The following is a 17437-nucleotide window of genomic DNA, read 5'->3' on the forward strand; positions in this document are numbered from 1 at the left end:
ATTTGCAAACTTATTTAGCCCAGCACGTTGTCTTGTTGCTCCTTATCGAGCTGCTCATATACAGAGTTTTGACTGATGAACTCCGGAACCATACGTTTCATCTGACGTACGACTTCGGTTTCATTCTGTGTATGCAATTTTTCAAAAAGGGTTTGGAAAGATTTTTCGACCATATCAATATCGTTTTCACGAACTTGAGCGATCATGATCTTGCCATGGTGTGTAGGAAGCGTGTTTTCTAGGTCATTTAATAATTCTTCGTAGAGTTTCTCCCCTGGCCGTAGTCCGGTAAATTTAATATCGATCTCTTTGTAAGGTACACGCCCTGAAAGCTTAATCATTTTTTCGGCAAGATTGACGATCTTAACGGACTTACCCATATCAAAAACGAAAATTTCGCCGCCGATCCCCATATTTCCGGCCTCAATAACGAGTTGACAAGCTTCAGGAATCGTCATGAAATACCGAGTAATATCAGGGTGTGTCACTGTAACTGGGCCGCCACGCTCAATTTGATCTCTAAAACGAGGAATAACAGAACCATTGGATCCTAGCACATTACCGAATCTCGTGGTAATAAAACGCGTCCGACGATCGTCTCTAGATTGCGCTAGTTTTTTGTCCAAAGTCTGCACATAGATCTCTGCAATTCTTTTTGTGGTTCCCATGACGTTAGTCGGGTTCACCGCTTTGTCGGTAGAAACTAATACGAATTTTTGCACATCATATTCTACAGACAAGTTGGCGATATTGTAGGTACCGATCACATTGGTGCGAACTCCCTCAATAGGATGGCTTTCGACGAGCGGCACGTGTTTATAAGCGGCCGCATGGTATACCACATGTGGTCTGAAAAGCTCAAATAGCGCGCGCATCCGACTTTGATCCCGCACATCACCAATGTAGGTGTGGTAAATCTGATCTTTATACACATCTTGCAAATCTAACTGCAAATTGTGTAACGGAGACTCGGCCTGATCGCAAAGCACAATCATCTGCGGCTCGAACTTGCCCAACTGTTTAGCAATCTCACTACCAATAGATCCTGCCGCGCCCGTTACCAAGACGCGCTTACCTTTTAACTGATGTAAGATATTCTCGTTCGAGATCTGTATAGGCTTGCGCTCTAACAAATCTTCGATTTTCACTTTCTGAATCTGTTTTGCCAACAGATCGCCATTCATAATACGATCGATTGGTGGCAATGTCAACACATTGACGCTATGTTCCAGACAAACATCTACCGTCGCTTGCTTCGTTTCGACACCAATTTTATGAGAAGCAAATATGAGTTCATCAATCTGATACTTGTTAATCATCTTGCTTAGTTCACTTGAACGGTAGATCTTGATGCCATCAATAGATTTCCCCACTTTTTTGTCATCGTCATCTATGTAGGCCACTATCAATTTGTCGCCACGAGCGTCATGATCAAAGGTTCTTTTTACAGCTAACCCTAAGTCACCAGCTCCATAAATCACTACATTGTTTACCTTTCGTTTGGCCAGCTTAGTATATTGGAAAAAGATCTTGATACAAGCGCGATAGATCGTAAGTCCGGTAAACAAAAATAAGCCATAAAGAATCACTAAGGTAATGGGCAATACAGCAAATCGCTCAAATGCTATCGCCCAAAGAAACTTAGCTACTAAAATGACAATCACACTAAATAGCACGGAGGAAAGTATGCGTATGGAATCGGTCGCACTTGTGTAGCGCACAATGCCAGAATACAATTTGAAATAGTAGAAGGAAACTGCAGTAGCTCCCATCATCAGAAATGCTTCCCAGAATACGATGACATGAATCATCTTATCTACTTGGAAAGCACTATACACCAGATAACTAAGCAGAAAGGCGATAACCGCCACCGCCATATCAAAAAGAAATATAATCCACCTAGGAACGATCCTAAAATGCTTAAACGGATTGAAACTTGGCATATACCCTACTTATCTTGTCTACGAATGATTGCCAAGTTACTTATTTATTCCTATTTTTAGTGTTATTAATGAGGGAAAAAAATGAGCAGTATGGCGAAGATAGCCCATGAAGCTATTTTTCAGACGAAGGAATCTACCGCTTTGTCGGGGAAACAGAAAAATTCTTTGAAAATAGGGATTCTGAAGGAGATCACTTTTCAGGAAAATAGGATAGCACTCACACCGCTATCGGTCGGGCTATTGGTAGAACATGGTCATGAAATAATTCTAGAATCAGGCGCAGGTAATGCTTCCAACTTCTTAGATCATCATTATAGTGAACAGGGGGCACAGATAACACACGATCCGCGTACGGTGTATGAGTCTGACATTTTAATCAAGATCTCTCCCCCGACGCTTGCCGAGGTAGAAATGATGAAACCACGTCAGGTGTTATTCTCTTCGCATCAGCCTTCTTTGATGGATCTCGACGTGTTAAAAAGCTTGATGCGCAAGCAGATTACTGCTTTATCTTTCGAGTATTTGCAAGATGAAGGCTGTCACCTCTCGGTCGTAAGAGCCATGAGTGAAATTGTGGGCGCAACTTCTGTATTGATTGCCGCGGAATACCTGAGCAATGTTTTTGATGGTAAAGGTCTGATGTTAGGGGGCGTTACCGGCGTTCCGCCGACCGAAATGGTGATCATTGGCGCCGGCACAGTTGGCGAATTTGCAGCACGCACAGCCATTGCCCTTGGCGCACAAGTAAAAGTATTTGATAGTTCTGTATTTCGACTTCGTCGATTACAAAATAATGTGGGTAGTCGTGTATTCACGTCTGTTATTCAACCTGTCGTATTAAACAAAGCGGTGCAATCCTGCGATGTGGTGATCGGCGCTATGCGCGCTAAGAATGGACGCGCGCCATGCCTCATCTCGGAAGAAACTGTATCGAGAATGAAGCCTAATTCGGTAGTTATTGATATAAGTATCGATCAAGGCGGTTGTTTTGAGACATCAGAAGTTACCTCACACGATCAGCCGACCTTTCGTAAGTACGACGTGATTCACTACTGCGTACCCAACATTGCATCTCGTGTTGCAAGAACGGCTACGTATGCGTTGACCAATATTTTCACGCCAATTCTATTAGAGATCGGAGAAAGCGGCGGCATGAACAATATGATTTGGGCTAATCCGGGCATTCGTAGTGCCATTTATCTTTATCATGGCAATCTGACGAATAAAGACATCGGCAGCAAATTTAATATGCCTTCTAAAGATCTTAACTTAATCGTGGTATCTAATCTGTAAAAAAACATGAGACATATCCTTATTATCAGCATTTTATTGATCAATGGTTGGTATGCCACCGCGCAAAACTGGCATACGAAGGTTGGCCAACAAGTACCCTACTTCGAGATAGAAACCAAAGACGGCACGAAAAAATCGACAGAAACGCTCGAAGGGAAAGTGGTCTTGATCAATTTTTTTGCGACTTGGTGCCCACCGTGTAGACAAGAGCTACCAGAAGTGCAAAAGCAAATATGGGATAAGCACAAGGATCGGGAGGATTTCGAAATTGTCGTACTGGCCAGAGAAGAAGGTTGGGACAAGCTCACTCCTTTCGTAGAGCAATTCGGCTACACCTTTCCATTTTATCCAGATTTGAATAGAAAAGTCTATAGTTTATTCGCTCCGGATACGATTCCAAGAAATGTGATTATTGATCGCAATGGTAAAATCATATACCAATCAATAGGATACGAACCGGAGGAATTTGCGCAAATGGCCGACCTTATTCAGCTCCATCTAGATCAACCTTACTAGCTTTTTCGAGTAGAATCTCGCACGATCAAAATTGGATCGAGTATGATTCTTGTATCAGACAATACGAGTGGATCCGCAGATTGCAACATCGTTAGAAATAACCGAGCCGATTCCTCACCCATCTTTTCTGCTTGTTGATCTATTGTCGTAAGCGAAGGATTGATGTACGCCGAGAATGTTTGGTTGGCAAAGCCTACTACACCAATTTCTCCTGCTTGCACCTGTCGTTCATGCAATACATTCAATATACCAAGCGCCGTAAAGTCATCTCCTCCGATAATAGCATCTGGCCTAGTGGGTAAATCCAACAATTGATTCGCAGCGCGAATTCCTGCCTCGATTGAAATCTCTTCACGAACGATAAGACGAGGATCGATAGCGAATCCATGCTCGGTCAGTGCGCGCGTATAGCCAGAGAAACGATCTTCAAAAATCTTAATCGTGCTGGCTGTAGATGCGAAAGCAATACGTTGGTATCCTGATTTGATTAGGTGCGACGTAGCTAGGTAACCGGCACCTTCATCATCAATAGCGACCTTCGGTGCATGAATGCGGTCATCTATTCGGTCAAAAACCAACAAAGCCTTGTGTTCCTCATGTACTTTTTGAAGATGGCTGAAATCCGTCGTTTCGAGAGATGGTGAAATAATGATACCATCTACCTGCGCCTCCAATAATGTTGCAATACCATTTTGCTCGGATTGCAAGGATTCATTGCTTTGATACAAAATGATAGAATATCCAGCACGCTTGAAATGCAGCTCCAAAGTGGAAATAAAAGCAGAGAAAAAATGAATTTGCGCATTAGGCACAATCACGCCTATGATATAGGTTTTACCCGAACTTAGGGAAGAAGCAACCTTATTAGGCCGATAATTCATTTCTTCGGCCATCTTGCGCACCGCATCTTTCGTAGCATCACTGATCAGGTCAGAATTATTCAATGCGCGAGAAACGGTAGATATGGTCGTGTTTAGCGCTTTGGCAATATCATAAATCGTGGTTCTTTTTTTCACGTTAGGTTTTTTACAAATAATTGTAAATATAAAATAATCTAACTAGATTTATGCAAGCGCTTGCACTTAAACCTAATTGATGACAATATGCTTTTACTTGGTATAGACCTTGGTACATCCTCCATCAAAATCTCCGTCGTAGATCACGAAAGTCAAAAAACATTGGCTACGGTGAGTTATCCGGAAGAAGAAAGTCCCATCCATTCCCCAGAAGCGGGCTGGGCAGAACAGGATCCGAATATGTGGTGGGAACATATTCAGATCGGCATTCGTAAAGCGCATGCTACGGGCTCGTACAATCCTGCAGATATTAAATTTATCGGTATTGCCTATCAAATGCATGGTTTGGTTTTATTGGATGCCGATGGCCATGCCCTACGTAATTCCATTATCTGGTGCGATAGCCGTGCGGTGCCGATCGGTCAACAAGCTTTTCGCGATTTGGGCGAGCAAGAGACACTGCGTACGCATTTAAATTCTCCGGGGAATTTCACGGCGTCTAAATTTAGATGGGTAAAAGAGCACGAACCCGAAATTTATAAAAAAACGAAGCATCTCTTACTGCCGGGCGATTTTGTATCGTACCAACTCACCGGAGAATATTGCACGACGAATAGCGCCTTGTCGGAAGGTGTATTATGGGATTTTTCTAAAAACAGCGTATCAAAGACCATATTGGATCACTACGAGTTGGACGCTGCTGTGATTCCCACTATTCATCCCGTTTTTGCAGATCACGGCCGCATCCTTCCTACTGTAGCGGATGAACTTGGGTTGGCGCACGATGTGCACGTCACCTACAAAGCTGGTGATCAGCCCAATAATGCGCTTTCGCTGAATGTGATGCAAGCCGGAGAAGTAGCTGCTACGGCTGGTACATCAGGGGTTATCTATGGTGTAAGCGATCAATTGGTTTACGACCAGCAATCTCGTGTAAACACGTTTGCCCATGTAAACCATGGCGAAGCGACGACGCGCACTGGCGTGTTGCTTTGCATCAACGGAACAGGAATTTTGTATAACTGGATCCGCAAAATCGCGGGGCATGGACTCTCCTACGACAAAATTAACGAGATCGCTGCCACCGCTCCAATCGGAGCTCAAGGTTTAAGCATATTCCCTTTCGGTAATGGTGCCGAACGCATGCTCAATGATCGTATGATACAAGCTTCGATTATGGATATCGACTTCAATCGGCACGATAGCGCTTCCCTTTTTCGCGCAGCGCAAGAAGGAATAGCATTTGCCTTTCGGTATGGCTTAGATATTATGCGAGAGAATGGTATGATGCCAAAGGTAATCCGTGCAGGGCACGCCAATTTATTCAAAAGTGACGTGTTTAGATCATCTTTTGTGGCCACGACCAATACGCCTTTAGAATTATATCAAAACGATGGCAGCGTAGGTGCAGCATTAGGAGCAGGCATTGGTGCTCACGTATATCGCGATGCGAGAGAAGCGCTTAAAGGTCTGCAAGTGATTGCCGACTTTGCTCCTGAAAAAGGTCTGACAGACCGGTACGAGGAATTGTACCAAAACTGGAAAAAACAATTAACTCAAAAATTAAATACAAATACCATATGAACGTGTTAACAGGCGAAAAAGAATTTTTTAAAGACATTAAGCAAATCCAATTTGAGGGTTTGGAGAGCGACAATCCCCTCGCTTTCCGCTGGTACAATCCAGATCAGATCGTTGCGGGAAAAACGATGGCTGAACATTTTAAGTTTGCCTGCGCTTACTGGCATTCTTTTAATGGCGATGGTGGAGATCCATTTGGTGGCGCCACGCATATCTTCCCTTGGGATAAGCAAAGCGATCCAGTAGCTCGCGCTAAAGACAAGATGGACGCCGCATTTGAATTCATCACCAAATTACAAATCCCCTACTATTGTTTTCATGATGTAGATTTAGTCGACTTCACCAACGATGTCGTAGAGAATGAAAATCGTTTGCAGCAAATCGTTGCATACGCCAAGCAGAAGCAGCAAGATAGCGGTGTAAAACTACTATGGGGTACAGCAAACTTGTTTAGCAATCCGCGTTACATGAATGGTGCTGCAACCAACCCAGACTTCCATGTATTGGCGCACGGTGCAGCGCAAGTAAAAGCAGCTCTAGACGCCACGATTGCTTTAGGCGGCGAAAACTATGTTTTCTGGGGCGGTAGAGAAGGCTACATGTCATTGCTTAATACGAATATGAAGCGTGAGCAGGAGCACTTGGCCAAATTCCTTCATTTATCCAAAGATTATGCGCGCAAAAACGGTTTCAAAGGGACTTTTTTCATCGAGCCAAAGCCATGTGAGCCTTCAAAACACCAATATGATTATGATGCAGCAACGGTGACAGGTTTCTTACGCCAATATGATCTGTTGGATGACTTCAAACTCAACTTGGAAGTGAATCATGCTACGCTAGCTGGACATACGTTTCAGCATGAGCTTCAAGTGGCTGTTGATGCCGGGTTGCTAGGATCTATGGATGCGAACCGCGGCGATTACCAAAATGGTTGGGATACGGATCAGTTTCCAAATGATATCAATGAATTGACAGAATGCATGTTAATTATTTTAGAAGCTGGTGGATTCCAAGGTGGGGGTGTCAACTTTGATGCTAAAATTCGTCGTAACTCTACAGATTTAGCAGACCTAGTACATGCACACGTAGGTGGTATAGATCTGTTTGCGAGAGCATTGGTAACGGCTGATCGTATTTTGACTAACTCAGATTATCAAAAGATTCGTAAAAATCGCTATAGTTCGTTCGACGATGGTGAAGGCGCCTCTTTCGAGAAAGGTGGCCATACGTTGGAAACGTTGCGCGACTTTGCGGCAGCAAATGGCGAACCACAAGTGAGAAGTGGCCAACAGGAATTCTTAGAAAACCTGATTAACCGCTACATTTAAAAATGTGCTATACAAAAAGATCGGCTTTCATCGAGATGAAGGCCGATCTTTTTGTATAATGAGAATTATTTACTTACGCTTAGTTAGCACTTGTATCACCAGCAGCTGGTGCAGCAGTAGGTGCAGGTGCTTCGTTTGTCGGAATATTCAATCCAGGATTATTTTGCATTGGTGCTTCCAATTGATCGTTCAATCTATCGGATGAACCTGTAGATCCGCTTGGGCCAACCATGTTAAGACCTAAACAAAAAACCATCAATGCAATAGCCAATGCCCAAGTTCCTTTTTCTAAGAAATCTCCGGTACGTTGCACGCCCATAAGGTTAGAACCGCCTGCGAAACCAGAAGATAAACCTCCACCTTTAGGATTTTGTATTAACACGATCAAACCAAGTAACACACTGGCTAATACAATTAAAATAATGATTAGGGTAACCATACTATATAAATATTAAAATTTTTGTTCTAATTCTTCAATTCGGCTCGCAAAGTACGCTTTTTTTTCTGGATTAATCGAAATTAATTTCCTAAAAACATCAGCAGCTTTGGGATACAATCCTTGTTCAATATAAATATTGGCCAATGTCTCCGTAACCAATGAGAAATGGTCTTCCGCGCTCTTTCTAGCTTTGTTTTCATTGTTGACCACATCGGGTGTTGGTGGCTGTATTTGAGGTTCTTCTCTAATAAAGCGTTCGATGACCGCATCGGTTTTCTTCGGCATGGATACTTCCACTGTTTTCTGGCGAATAGCCGCACTCAGCTTATCTTCCGGATCTTGCAAATGGAAGATATTTTCTCTGATCTGATGATCTAAAATCGTCTCATCAAATTTTGACGGGACAAACTGACCATCAGCACGTGCGGTAAGCGATTGTAAATTGACGAAAGGCTGATAGGTATCTGCGTGTTTGAGACGTGTTTTGTACAGCCACCAGCGAAAACTATAGGGCATTAGCTCATCGTCGTATACGCTTAGGTCTTCTTCACTATCGGCATCTTTTGCACTTGGTTCTACAGGAGCTACGGCAGCTATGTCGGTACTTGGATCGGCTACTTCCGTTGATTTCTCTAGCGCAAAATAGTCGGCAGATTGTGCTTGCTCGAAGATCAATTCCGCAAGTTCGTCGCCCGTATTTTCGGTTTCGACCTCCTCTTGCTCTGTCGTAGTTGCCACAATTTCCTCTTCGATCGCAGCTGGCTCAATCTCTTCCTCTTTTACCCAATTTTCATCCGCCATATTATCGGCACGTTGCTCAACCAAATCGTACAACCAATACCGATTATCGGTGTGAAGTAATGCCTTCTGTACGGTCGCTTGCACACTTGGATCGGCAGCAGTTGCCCGACGACATTGATAGGCAAATACAAGCGCCTGAGCGAAAGGATATTCGGAAAACAGCAATTGAAAATCCACATCGGATACGGCATTCGGATCTCGCAATGCTTCGGCAAATAATTGTTTGATATTTGATGTAGATGCTTGGTTCATGACGGGTCTTGACTTACCAGTTATTGAATGTCCGGTTGTAAATATCCTCTGTTAACATTAGGATAATTTCTCTAGTTAACTGTAACTCTGTGTTGGTATTGACAACTCCTCGAAATTCTCTGAACTGCGTAAAGTTTTCTTCATAATCGCTTTCTCCGGATTCATCTTTGCGATTCGTGTATTTCACTTTTACCGTAATAGACAATCGGTTTAATGCGGCAAGATTCGTATTAGCTTCTACACCGGCGGAAGATATGGTATAGTTCGTGATCACACCCTCAAAAATAGCGTCTCCATTCTGGTCTACTTGATTCAGTCTAGATTGTGTCCTGATCCGTTCTTTTAATCCCTCTGTAAAGTCTTGACTTAAAGAAGTAATCACCATAGGAGCAATATTCTCAAAGAATTCGACCGTATAGGTATTCATATTTTCAGGGATACTGCCGCCACTCAAGCTATACTTTACCCCGCAACTCTGTGTGGTAAAAATTAACATCACAGCAGTGATAATGACAGTAAGTATGGATTTATGATGATTCATAAACGAAGTCTTAATCTAGGTTCAAATCTTTAATCTTACGGTAAAGGGTGCGCTCGGAAATACCTAATTCTTGTGCAGCTGCTTTGCGCTTACCTTTGTGCTTTTTCAATGCGCGCTTAATTAGGTCCGATTCTTTGTCTACCAATGACAAGGACTCTTCTATTTCTTCTACATCTTGCGCATTATAGCGGTATTCGCCGTTAGCCGGTTTCGGTCTATTCGGGTTGTGAATGGTTAATGTCGCCGGTGAAGGTAAGCCATATTCATCACTCATCCGCGCAGCTACATTTCCACTGTTATTATCAATGTCTTTATACAGCTGATTGATTACTGGAGAGTTTTGTTCGTACGTTCCCGCATTGATGCCATTTTGCAGCAGCTCGACCACTAATTTCTTCAGGTCAACCATATCGCGCTTCATATCAAACAGGACTTTGTACAGCAAATCTCGCTCTGAAAAATCATCCTTATTCTGTTCGTTTACGAAAACTGGCAGATTAGATTGCTTCGCATCAGCCGGAATATAATTGCTCAAGATGGCCGCATTGATATTACGCTCTCTTTCCAAAACGGCTACTTGCTCTGCGATATTTTTTAGCTGGCGAACATTTCCCGGCCAATTGTAACTGACTAATAAGTCTTGCGCATCGGGCAACAACTGAATGCTCGGTGTACGGTATTTATCCACAAAATCAACCACAAACTTCCGAAACAATAAATAGATATCTTCGGGACGCTCTCTTAAGGCTGGAATTTTCAAGGGTACGGTATTCAACCGATAATATAGATCTTCCCGGAATTTGCCTTTCTGTACCGCGGTGTACATATCTACATTGGTAGCAGCGACCACGCGAACGTTTGTTTTCTGCACTTTGGAAGATCCTACACGAATGTATTCGCCAGATTCCAATACGCGTAATAGACGCGCTTGCGTGCCTAATGGTAACTCGCCAACTTCATCTAAAAAGATGGTGCCGCCATCGACGACTTCAAAATATCCTTTGCGCGCTTCGGTCGCGCCCGTGAAAGAGCCTTTCTCGTGGCCAAACAGCTCCGAGTCAATCGTTCCCTCTGGGATAGCGCCACAGTTAACAGCGATAAATGGCCCATGCTTGCGTGCGCTCAGTTGGTGAATAATGTGGGAAAAAACTTCCTTTCCCGAACCGCTTTCGCCTTGGATCAATACGGAGATATCCGTCGGTGCGACCTGACGGGCGATATCGAGTGCTCGATTTAATAAAGGCGAATTGCCAATAATTCCAAATCTACTTTTTAAATCCTGATGATCCACCATGGGTACATTTTAGCTTTTAGCGCCTTTTTTAATTGATTATTTTTCCAATTAAAGTTGCTGAAGTACAACTTTCTCCCAATACATCCACATAATCGCCGGCTTTGTACCGAGCATCTAACGGGAATACCAACATCGCATTCTGATCATTGCGACCGCAATAATGTTGATCCGAACGTTTGGATAATCCTTCGATCAATACGCGGTGCACTTTGCCTACGTAATCTTGTATGCGCTCGTGTCCATGTGTGCGTTGCAAAGCCACAATCTCGGTCAAACGACGTTTCTTTACCTCTTCCTGCACGTCATCTTCGAACCGCTTGGCTGCCAATGTTCCCGGTCTTTCTGAATAGGCAAACATGTAGGCGAAATCGTATTTTACGTACTCCATCATGGAGATGGTATCTTGATGCTCTTCTTCTGTCTCGGTACAAAATCCTGTAATCACGTCGGTAGATATCGCACAACCCGGAATAATACGGCGAATCGCATCGACGCGATCGATGTACCATTCGCGATCATAAGTACGGTTCATGATATCTAAAATCCGTGAATTGCCTGATTGAACTGGCAAATGGATATAGTTACAAATATTCTCGTACCGAGCAATGGTATGCAATACCTCGTCGGTAATATCTTTTGGATGTGAGGTGGAGAATCGAACGCGCAACAATGGATTGACATCGGCCACCATTGCTAATAGCGTGGCGAAGTTCACCGTTTCTGCCGCCTCTGCGCCATCTTCATTTTTCTGAGCGTGCTTGTACGAGTCCACATTCTGACCCAACAACGTCACTTCTCTATATCCAGCCTCAAAAAGATTCTTCGCTTCTTGTACGATGGACTGCGGATCGCGACTACGCTCTCGACCACGCGTGAAAGGAACAACGCAGAATGAGCACATATTATCACAGCCACGCATGATGGATATGAATGCGGCTACGCCGTTGGAATTCAATCGCACCGGGCTAATGTCTGCATATGTTTCTTCGCGAGACAATAGCACGTTGACAGCTTTCGCACCATCATCAACCTGCTCAATCAGATTCGGAAGATCACGGTAAGCATCTGGCCCAACGACCACATCCACCAACTTTTCTTCTTCCAAAAACTTGGCTTTAAGACGCTCTGCCATACAGCCCAATACGCCTACGATCATCCCCGGATTACGCGCTTTGGCAGATTCAAATTCCTTCAATCTATTCCGAACGCGTTGTTCGGCATTTTCGCGTATAGAGCAGGTATTAATAAACACCACATCTGCATCTTTAAAGTCTTTCGTGGTCTCAAAACCACGGTCAATCAGTATAGATGCTACAATCTCACTGTCCGAAAAATTCATCTGACAACCGTAACTCTCGATATATAGTTTTCGCCCGTTGCTAGCTCCAGTAGGCACCATATCAAGTGCCTCGCCTTGACGAGTTTCATCGTGTGTTTTGGTTGTGTGTAATAAGTCTAACATGTCCATTTCTCAAAGAGACAAAGTTAAGAATTAAATCTTAGAATGCGTGACAAGATGTCATCTGCATTGGCCTATTGCATATCGGTCTAATGTTTGATAATTTAGCATAAAAAAGCAATTATGAAAAAAACACTATCAGCATGTATCGTGGCATTGGCGATCTTATCTGGAGCATCATCGGCTCAGGCACAGGCGAAGTTGCCACCTGCAAGTAGCACGCAACAAGTATCGCAAGGATTAGGTATTAGCAAGATCTCGCTTACTTATCAGCGCCCTAATAGCAATGGACGAACAGTATTTGGCGGATTAGTTCCGTATGGCGAAGTATGGCGCACCGGAGCGAACAACGCTACCGCGATTACTTTCGATAGCGAAGTAACGATTCAAGGTAAAACGGTACCTGCCGGAACGTATGGTTTATTTACCATTCCTAATAAAGGAGATTGGACAATCATCTTAAATAAAACCGCGGAACAGTGGGGCGCCTACACGTATAAACAAGAGGATGATTTGCTTCGTTTTACCGCAAAACCAGTTAAGCTGAACAAAAAGGTAGAGACTTTTACCATCAACTTTGAGAATGTTACTACAAAAAGTTTAGATGTGGTTTTGAGTTGGGAGAACGTAGCAGTTCCATTTACTGTATCTGTTGATCAGACTAAAGAGATCATGGCTTCCTTGGATAATGCAATGAAAGGCGAGAAAAAACCTTATTTCCAAGCAGCGCAATATTATTTCCAAAATAACCTTGACATCGCTAAAGCGGTAACGTGGATTGAGGAAGCAGACAAAGGAAATACCAAAGCGCCACATATTAAATATTGGAAAGCTCAAATTCTGACAAAAGCCGGTGACAAAGCAGGTGCTGCTAAAGCTGCGCAAGAAGGAATTGATATAGCTACACAAGCAAACAATTCAGAATACATCAAATTGAATACACAAGCGCTTAAAGCTGCGAAGTAAGCAACACGATATTCAGGCCGTCTGTATAAGCTTCTTCACGGGAGCAGGCGTACAGACGGCTTTTTATTGGATGAAGTAATTATAATTCTTCTTTAAGAATAGCTTCCAGCTCCTCGGCAGAAAGATTCATATTTACATTACCATCCTTGGCGAATGAAATCTCTCCGGTCTCTTCAGATACAATAACGGAAACGGCTTCCGAAACTTCTGTAACCCCGATCGCGGCACGATGCCGCAAACCAAACTGCGGCGGCAGATCTTCACTATCCGACAGAGGCAATACCGAACTAGCGGTCATAATCCGAAAATCAACAATGACCACAGCGCCATCATGCAGTGGCGAGTTCTTAAAAAATATGGACTCCAACAGTCTTTTTGAAATCGGAGCGTCGATATATTCACCACTCGATTGATAATATTCTTCATCGAAATGACGAGAGAATACCAACAAAGCACCGGTCTGTGACTTAGCTAGGCTTCGGCAGGCATCTACTATAGGCTTGATCAGTTCTGATCGATCTCCTTCTACGGCTTTGCGTGCCCCAAAGAATGACCAGATAAACTTCTTGCGACGCATGGATATGTTTTTACCGATATGCAGCAAAAAACGTCGAATTTCCTGTTGGAACACGACGATCAACGCAATGGATCCTACCGAGATAAAGCCGCCAAAGATCTCCGTCAATAGACGCATCTCCAATTGTTTCACGACCAGATAAATACCATAAAACAGACCGACCCCAATCAAGATGTTGACGGCAATGGTACCTTTTATCAAACTATATACATAGTAAATGATAATGGCTACCAACAAAATGTCGATAAAATCGAACCAGCGGAAACCACTCAGAAGATTAAAATCCAGTCCTTGCATATACTCTGCAATTTAATGAATATTCTGCAACCTGTACTATGACTGTTATATAATTTAAGCCAATTGCAGCCATTTTATATTGATTATATTTGTGATATAACAAGCTACCGTACATGACTAGATTATCTGTAAATATCAATAAGATCGCCACCTTGCGCAACGCACGTGGCGGCAATATTCCCAACGTACTGACCACTGCGATCGCTTGTGAACGCTTTGGCGCGCAAGGAATCACGGTGCATCCAAGACCAGATGAACGCCATATCCGATATCAGGATGTGTATGATCTAAAAAAAGAAATCCAAACTGAATTTAATATCGAAGGCAACTGTCAAGAAGATAAGTTTGTGGAGCTGGTGCTAGCGAACAAACCTTCGCAAGTAACTTTGGTACCGGATGCCAATGAGCAAATCACGTCTAACCACGGCTGGGATACCATAAAACATAAACTTTACTTACGCGATATGGTAAGCCGCTTCCAACAGGAAGGCATTCGCGTTTCGCTTTTTGTGGATCCTGTGGAGGACATGGTGGAAGCAGCCGCAGAAACTGGCGCAGATCGCGTGGAATTGTACACCGAAGCCTATGCGGCGGAGTTTGGCTACGATAAAGAAAAAGCCATTGAACCTTACTTTAAAGCTGCATTAAAGGCACGTGAAGTGGGCTTAGGGCTAAATGCCGGACATGATCTAGACTTGCATAATCTGGCGTTTTTCAATGAGCGAATTCCAGGTTTATTAGAAGTGAGTATTGGCCATGCTTTGGTAGCGGATGCGTTGTTTCTCGGATTGGAAGAAACGATCAAAAGATACTTGGCGGCGCTCAAAGCGTAAAAACTCCCTACTTATTAAAATCGAAAGGCGCACCAATAAATTGGTGCGCCTTTCGATTTCATATTGTTTACTGCGGGCTGAAGCGCCCAGTAAACGCCTTAATTGATGCCTCTAAAAATTCTATTCCAACGAATCTTCGATAAGAAAGTTCCGTCTTCATCATAACTCATGAAAGTCAATACGGCTTTACCTACAATATGGTCTTCGGGAACAAAGCCCCAGCCACGTGAATCTAAAGAATTGTGTCTATTATCGCCCATCATCCAGTAATAATCCATATTAAAGGTGTAGCTATCTGCTAATTTGCCATTGAGATAAAGTCCATCGGCACGCTCTTCTAACGTATTGCCTTCGTATACCGTGATAGCACGGATATATAATGGTAAAGTTTTGCTATCCAACTTGACAGTCCAACCTTTTTTAGGAATAGTGAATGGACCAAAGTTGTCATAATTCCAGACCGTACCATCCTTGTAGAATGGAAATGCTTGTGCCATTTCCGAATTATCATCTGGTCCGTATACCTGCTCAATCACTTCTTTTACATTATTCCATTTTCGCACTTCTTCTGCCTCTTCGCGTGTGATGTGCAATACATATACACCTCTCGACGGATCGTTTAGATATGTGCTTAATTCGTAGCGTTTCTCCACCAGTCGATTCAAATCTAAGCCATATGGCTGTTCGGTGATTACGATATAGCTTGGTTGAAGATTATGACTTTCGAACGCTTCTTCTCCATTAACAAATAGCTGTGCGCTTTTCATGGTGATCACGTCGCCCGGCATACCTACACAGCGCTTCACGTAATTCTCGCGTTTATCGACCGGTCTTTCGAATGGCGCGTCAGCATCCATCGGATAATTGAAGACGACCACATCATTTCTTTTGATTTCTTGAAATCCTGGCAAGCGTTTGTACGGGATTTTGATCCATTCCGAATAGGCTTTGCCGCCCGTGATCGGCATCGTATGATGGGCGAATGGGAAAGCCAAAGGAGTCATCGGAACCCGTGCCCCATAATTCAACTTACTGACAAATAAGAAATCACCAATTAATAAAGTGCGCTCCATCGAACCGGTCGGGATCACATAGGGTTCAATTAAAAAACTACGGATCAGTGATGCGGCCACCGTTGCAAATATAATGGCATCAGTCCATTCGCGCACCGCAGATTTCTTATACGGATATTTCTTTTTAAACTCTTCGGTATTGGATGGGCCTAAGTATTTTACCGTCGCATCCCGACCCCACATCGGCAATACAATAAAGGGAACCAGTACCGCAGCAGCAGTTTCCCAAAACCGACGTTTGCCAAAGCTTTTCAACAGATCAAAATACAATCCGAAGAATACAAACACATTGACAATCGGTACTAATAACCAAAGCACCCACCAACGAGGTCGCGCTACTAAATCGGCAAATATTACCTCACGATAGAAAGGAATAAAGGCTTCCCAACCTTGCTTTCCGGCTTTTCTGAATAATAGAAAAAGGCCGTACCATGATACGATGAGAAATAAGGCAAATAAAATATAATAGATCATGTATACTACTTATTAAAATCAAACATTTCTGTCACTTGGTAGAATCCCTTCCGACCAACTAACCACTCTGCTGCGACCACAGCTCCTAAGGCAAAACCATCTCGGCTGTGCGCCGTGTGCTTAAATTCAATCTGATCGACCTCTGAACTGTATAACACGGTGTGCGTACCCGGCACTTCTTCCAGTCGCAAACTCTCAATGAGTAATTCGTTCTTTGCCGGAATGATTTCCTCACCCGAGCCTTCTAAGCGATTCACCCAATTATCTTTATCAGTATAAGCCTCCAAAATACCTTCTGCAATCGTAATCGCCGTACCACTTGGTGCATCCAATTTATGAATGTGATGGATTTCCTCTACTTGTGTATCATATTGCTTGTAAGGACTTATCGCCCTGGCCAACAACTTATTTACGTGAAAAAAGACATTGACACCGATACTAAAATTAGACCCATATAGCATGGATTGATTAGCATCTACACATGTTGCCTTGACTTCTTCCAAATGATCGTACCAACCTGTAGTACCTACCACGATCGGAAGATCGTGCTCAAAGCAAAGACTGATATTATCTAACGCCGCATCTGGCGTACTAAAATCGATCGCAATATCTGCCGTTTTTAGATCTACGGAAGTGATATCTTCTCGGTTATTGGCATCGATAGTCCATGCAATCTCATGTCCTCTTTTGATGGCATACCGCTCAATAAGCTGCCCCATCTTGCCGTATCCTAATAATCCAATTTTCATTTTTA

At 43.3% G+C, this 17437-nt stretch carries 16 protein-coding genes; 6 read left to right on the top strand and 10 right to left on the bottom strand.

Translation table 11 applies throughout. The features are described 5' to 3' along the window. Nucleotides 1-14 precede the first annotated feature (14 nt). Complete coding sequence (locus GKO22_RS15095) at nucleotides 15-1877, bottom strand: polysaccharide biosynthesis protein (protein ID WP_240920329.1); 1863 nt, start codon at nucleotides 1875-1877, stop codon at nucleotides 15-17. Nucleotides 1878-2024: 147 nt separating this feature from the next. On the opposite strand from GKO22_RS15095, the gene GKO22_RS15100 reads away from it, so the two are divergent. Continuing rightward, nucleotides 2025-3236 (top strand): alanine dehydrogenase, encoded by a 1212-nt coding sequence (locus GKO22_RS15100; RefSeq protein WP_166336483.1) that lies wholly within the window; start codon nucleotides 2025-2027, stop codon nucleotides 3234-3236. Between the two features lie 6 nt (nucleotides 3237-3242). After that, nucleotides 3243-3752, top strand: a complete 510-nt coding sequence (locus tag GKO22_RS15105; protein WP_166336485.1) for a TlpA family protein disulfide reductase — start codon at nucleotides 3243-3245, stop codon at nucleotides 3750-3752. On the opposite strand, the gene GKO22_RS15110 is transcribed toward GKO22_RS15105, so the two are convergent. After that, nucleotides 3749-4768: a LacI family DNA-binding transcriptional regulator gene (locus GKO22_RS15110; RefSeq protein ID WP_166336487.1), complete on the bottom strand. Its 1020-nt coding sequence runs from the start codon at nucleotides 4766-4768 to the stop codon at nucleotides 3749-3751. The two genes, GKO22_RS15105 and GKO22_RS15110, sit on opposite strands and share 4 nt — an antisense overlap. Nucleotides 4769-4855: 87 nt before the next feature. Between GKO22_RS15110 and GKO22_RS15115 the strand changes: the two genes are divergently transcribed. Next, complete coding sequence (locus tag GKO22_RS15115) at nucleotides 4856-6352, top strand: xylulokinase (protein ID WP_166336489.1); 1497 nt, start codon at nucleotides 4856-4858, stop codon at nucleotides 6350-6352. Continuing rightward, entirely contained in the window at nucleotides 6349-7677 is a 1329-nt protein-coding gene (xylA, locus tag GKO22_RS15120; RefSeq protein WP_166336491.1) for a xylose isomerase, read from the top strand. Before GKO22_RS15115 ends, xylA begins: the two co-directional genes overlap by 4 nt. Before the next feature lie 79 nt (nucleotides 7678-7756). On the opposite strand, the gene secG is transcribed toward xylA, so the two are convergent. Genes secG through miaB form a run of 5 tightly spaced genes read right to left on the bottom strand, consistent with a single transcriptional unit; the run spans nucleotide 7757 to nucleotide 12466 of the window. Then, nucleotides 7757-8116 carry a preprotein translocase subunit SecG gene (gene secG / locus GKO22_RS15125; protein WP_116776942.1) on the bottom strand — a complete coding sequence of 120 codons (360 nt, stop codon included), beginning with the start codon at nucleotides 8114-8116 and terminating at the stop codon, nucleotides 7757-7759. 12 nt (nucleotides 8117-8128) lie between these two features. Next, nucleotides 8129-9169 (bottom strand): hypothetical protein, encoded by a 1041-nt coding sequence (locus tag GKO22_RS15130; protein WP_166336493.1) that lies wholly within the window; start codon nucleotides 9167-9169, stop codon nucleotides 8129-8131. Nucleotides 9170-9182: 13 nt separating this feature from the next. Further along, a complete protein-coding gene (locus tag GKO22_RS15135; protein ID WP_166336495.1) occupies nucleotides 9183-9710 on the bottom strand; it encodes an LptE family protein in 528 nt (175 codons plus the stop codon). Between the two features lie 10 nt (nucleotides 9711-9720). Next, nucleotides 9721-11001 carry a sigma-54 interaction domain-containing protein gene (locus GKO22_RS15140; protein WP_116776976.1) on the bottom strand — a complete coding sequence of 427 codons (1281 nt, stop codon included), beginning with the start codon at nucleotides 10999-11001 and terminating at the stop codon, nucleotides 9721-9723. Between the two features lie 31 nt (nucleotides 11002-11032). After that, complete coding sequence (miaB, locus tag GKO22_RS15145; RefSeq protein WP_166336497.1) at nucleotides 11033-12466, bottom strand: tRNA (N6-isopentenyl adenosine(37)-C2)-methylthiotransferase MiaB; 1434 nt, start codon at nucleotides 12464-12466, stop codon at nucleotides 11033-11035. Between the two features lie 120 nt (nucleotides 12467-12586). Here miaB and GKO22_RS15150 point away from each other — a divergent pair, with 120 nt between their 5' ends. After that, entirely contained in the window at nucleotides 12587-13429 is an 843-nt protein-coding gene (locus GKO22_RS15150; protein WP_166336499.1) for a DUF2911 domain-containing protein, read from the top strand. Between the two features lie 79 nt (nucleotides 13430-13508). On the opposite strand, the gene cdaA is transcribed toward GKO22_RS15150, so the two are convergent. Then, nucleotides 13509-14303, bottom strand: coding sequence for a diadenylate cyclase CdaA (gene cdaA / locus GKO22_RS15155; RefSeq protein WP_165799113.1), 795 nt, complete (start codon nucleotides 14301-14303; stop codon nucleotides 13509-13511). Nucleotides 14304-14416: 113 nt separating this feature from the next. Between cdaA and GKO22_RS15160 the strand changes: the two genes are divergently transcribed. Continuing rightward, nucleotides 14417-15136 (top strand): pyridoxine 5'-phosphate synthase, encoded by a 720-nt coding sequence (locus GKO22_RS15160; protein WP_166336501.1) that lies wholly within the window; start codon nucleotides 14417-14419, stop codon nucleotides 15134-15136. A gap of 98 nt (nucleotides 15137-15234) precedes the next feature. Here GKO22_RS15160 and lepB read toward each other — a convergent pair whose 3' ends face one another. Both lepB and dapB read right to left on the bottom strand, forming a co-directional pair. Next, nucleotides 15235-16683, bottom strand: coding sequence for a signal peptidase I (gene lepB / locus GKO22_RS15165; RefSeq protein ID WP_166336503.1), 1449 nt, complete (start codon nucleotides 16681-16683; stop codon nucleotides 15235-15237). 5 nt (nucleotides 16684-16688) lie between these two features. Next, entirely contained in the window at nucleotides 16689-17432 is a 744-nt protein-coding gene (dapB, locus tag GKO22_RS15170; protein ID WP_166336505.1) for a 4-hydroxy-tetrahydrodipicolinate reductase, read from the bottom strand. Nucleotides 17433-17437 lie beyond the last annotated feature (5 nt).

The sequence above is a fragment of the Sphingobacterium chungjuense genome, assembly GCF_011316935.1.
Lineage (GTDB): Bacteria > Bacteroidota > Bacteroidia > Sphingobacteriales > Sphingobacteriaceae > Sphingobacterium > Sphingobacterium chungjuense.

Excerpts from the sequence above, each read along its gene's own strand:
- GKO22_RS15095 (WP_240920329.1), bottom strand. The coding sequence starts at position 1,877 with ATGGCGGTGGCGGTTATCGCCTTTCTGCTTAGTTATCTGGTGTATAGT.
- GKO22_RS15100 (WP_166336483.1), top strand. The coding sequence starts at position 2,025 with ATGAGCAGTATGGCGAAGATAGCCCATGAAGCTATTTTTCAGACGAAG.
- GKO22_RS15105 (WP_166336485.1), top strand. The coding sequence starts at position 3,243 with ATGAGACATATCCTTATTATCAGCATTTTATTGATCAATGGTTGGTAT.
- GKO22_RS15115 (WP_166336489.1), top strand. The coding sequence starts at position 4,856 with ATGCTTTTACTTGGTATAGACCTTGGTACATCCTCCATCAAAATCTCC.
- xylA (WP_166336491.1), top strand. The coding sequence starts at position 6,349 with ATGAACGTGTTAACAGGCGAAAAAGAATTTTTTAAAGACATTAAGCAA.
- secG (WP_116776942.1), bottom strand. The coding sequence starts at position 8,116 with ATGGTTACCCTAATCATTATTTTAATTGTATTAGCCAGTGTGTTACTT.
- GKO22_RS15130 (WP_166336493.1), bottom strand. The coding sequence starts at position 9,169 with ATGAACCAAGCATCTACATCAAATATCAAACAATTATTTGCCGAAGCA.
- GKO22_RS15135 (WP_166336495.1), bottom strand. The coding sequence starts at position 9,710 with ATGAATCATCATAAATCCATACTTACTGTCATTATCACTGCTGTGATG.
- miaB (WP_166336497.1), bottom strand. The coding sequence starts at position 12,466 with ATGTTAGACTTATTACACACAACCAAAACACACGATGAAACTCGTCAA.
- GKO22_RS15150 (WP_166336499.1), top strand. The coding sequence starts at position 12,587 with ATGAAAAAAACACTATCAGCATGTATCGTGGCATTGGCGATCTTATCT.
- cdaA (WP_165799113.1), bottom strand. The coding sequence starts at position 14,303 with ATGCAAGGACTGGATTTTAATCTTCTGAGTGGTTTCCGCTGGTTCGAT.
- GKO22_RS15160 (WP_166336501.1), top strand. The coding sequence starts at position 14,417 with ATGACTAGATTATCTGTAAATATCAATAAGATCGCCACCTTGCGCAAC.
- lepB (WP_166336503.1), bottom strand. The coding sequence starts at position 16,683 with ATGATCTATTATATTTTATTTGCCTTATTTCTCATCGTATCATGGTAC.
- dapB (WP_166336505.1), bottom strand. The coding sequence starts at position 17,432 with ATGAAAATTGGATTATTAGGATACGGCAAGATGGGGCAGCTTATTGAG.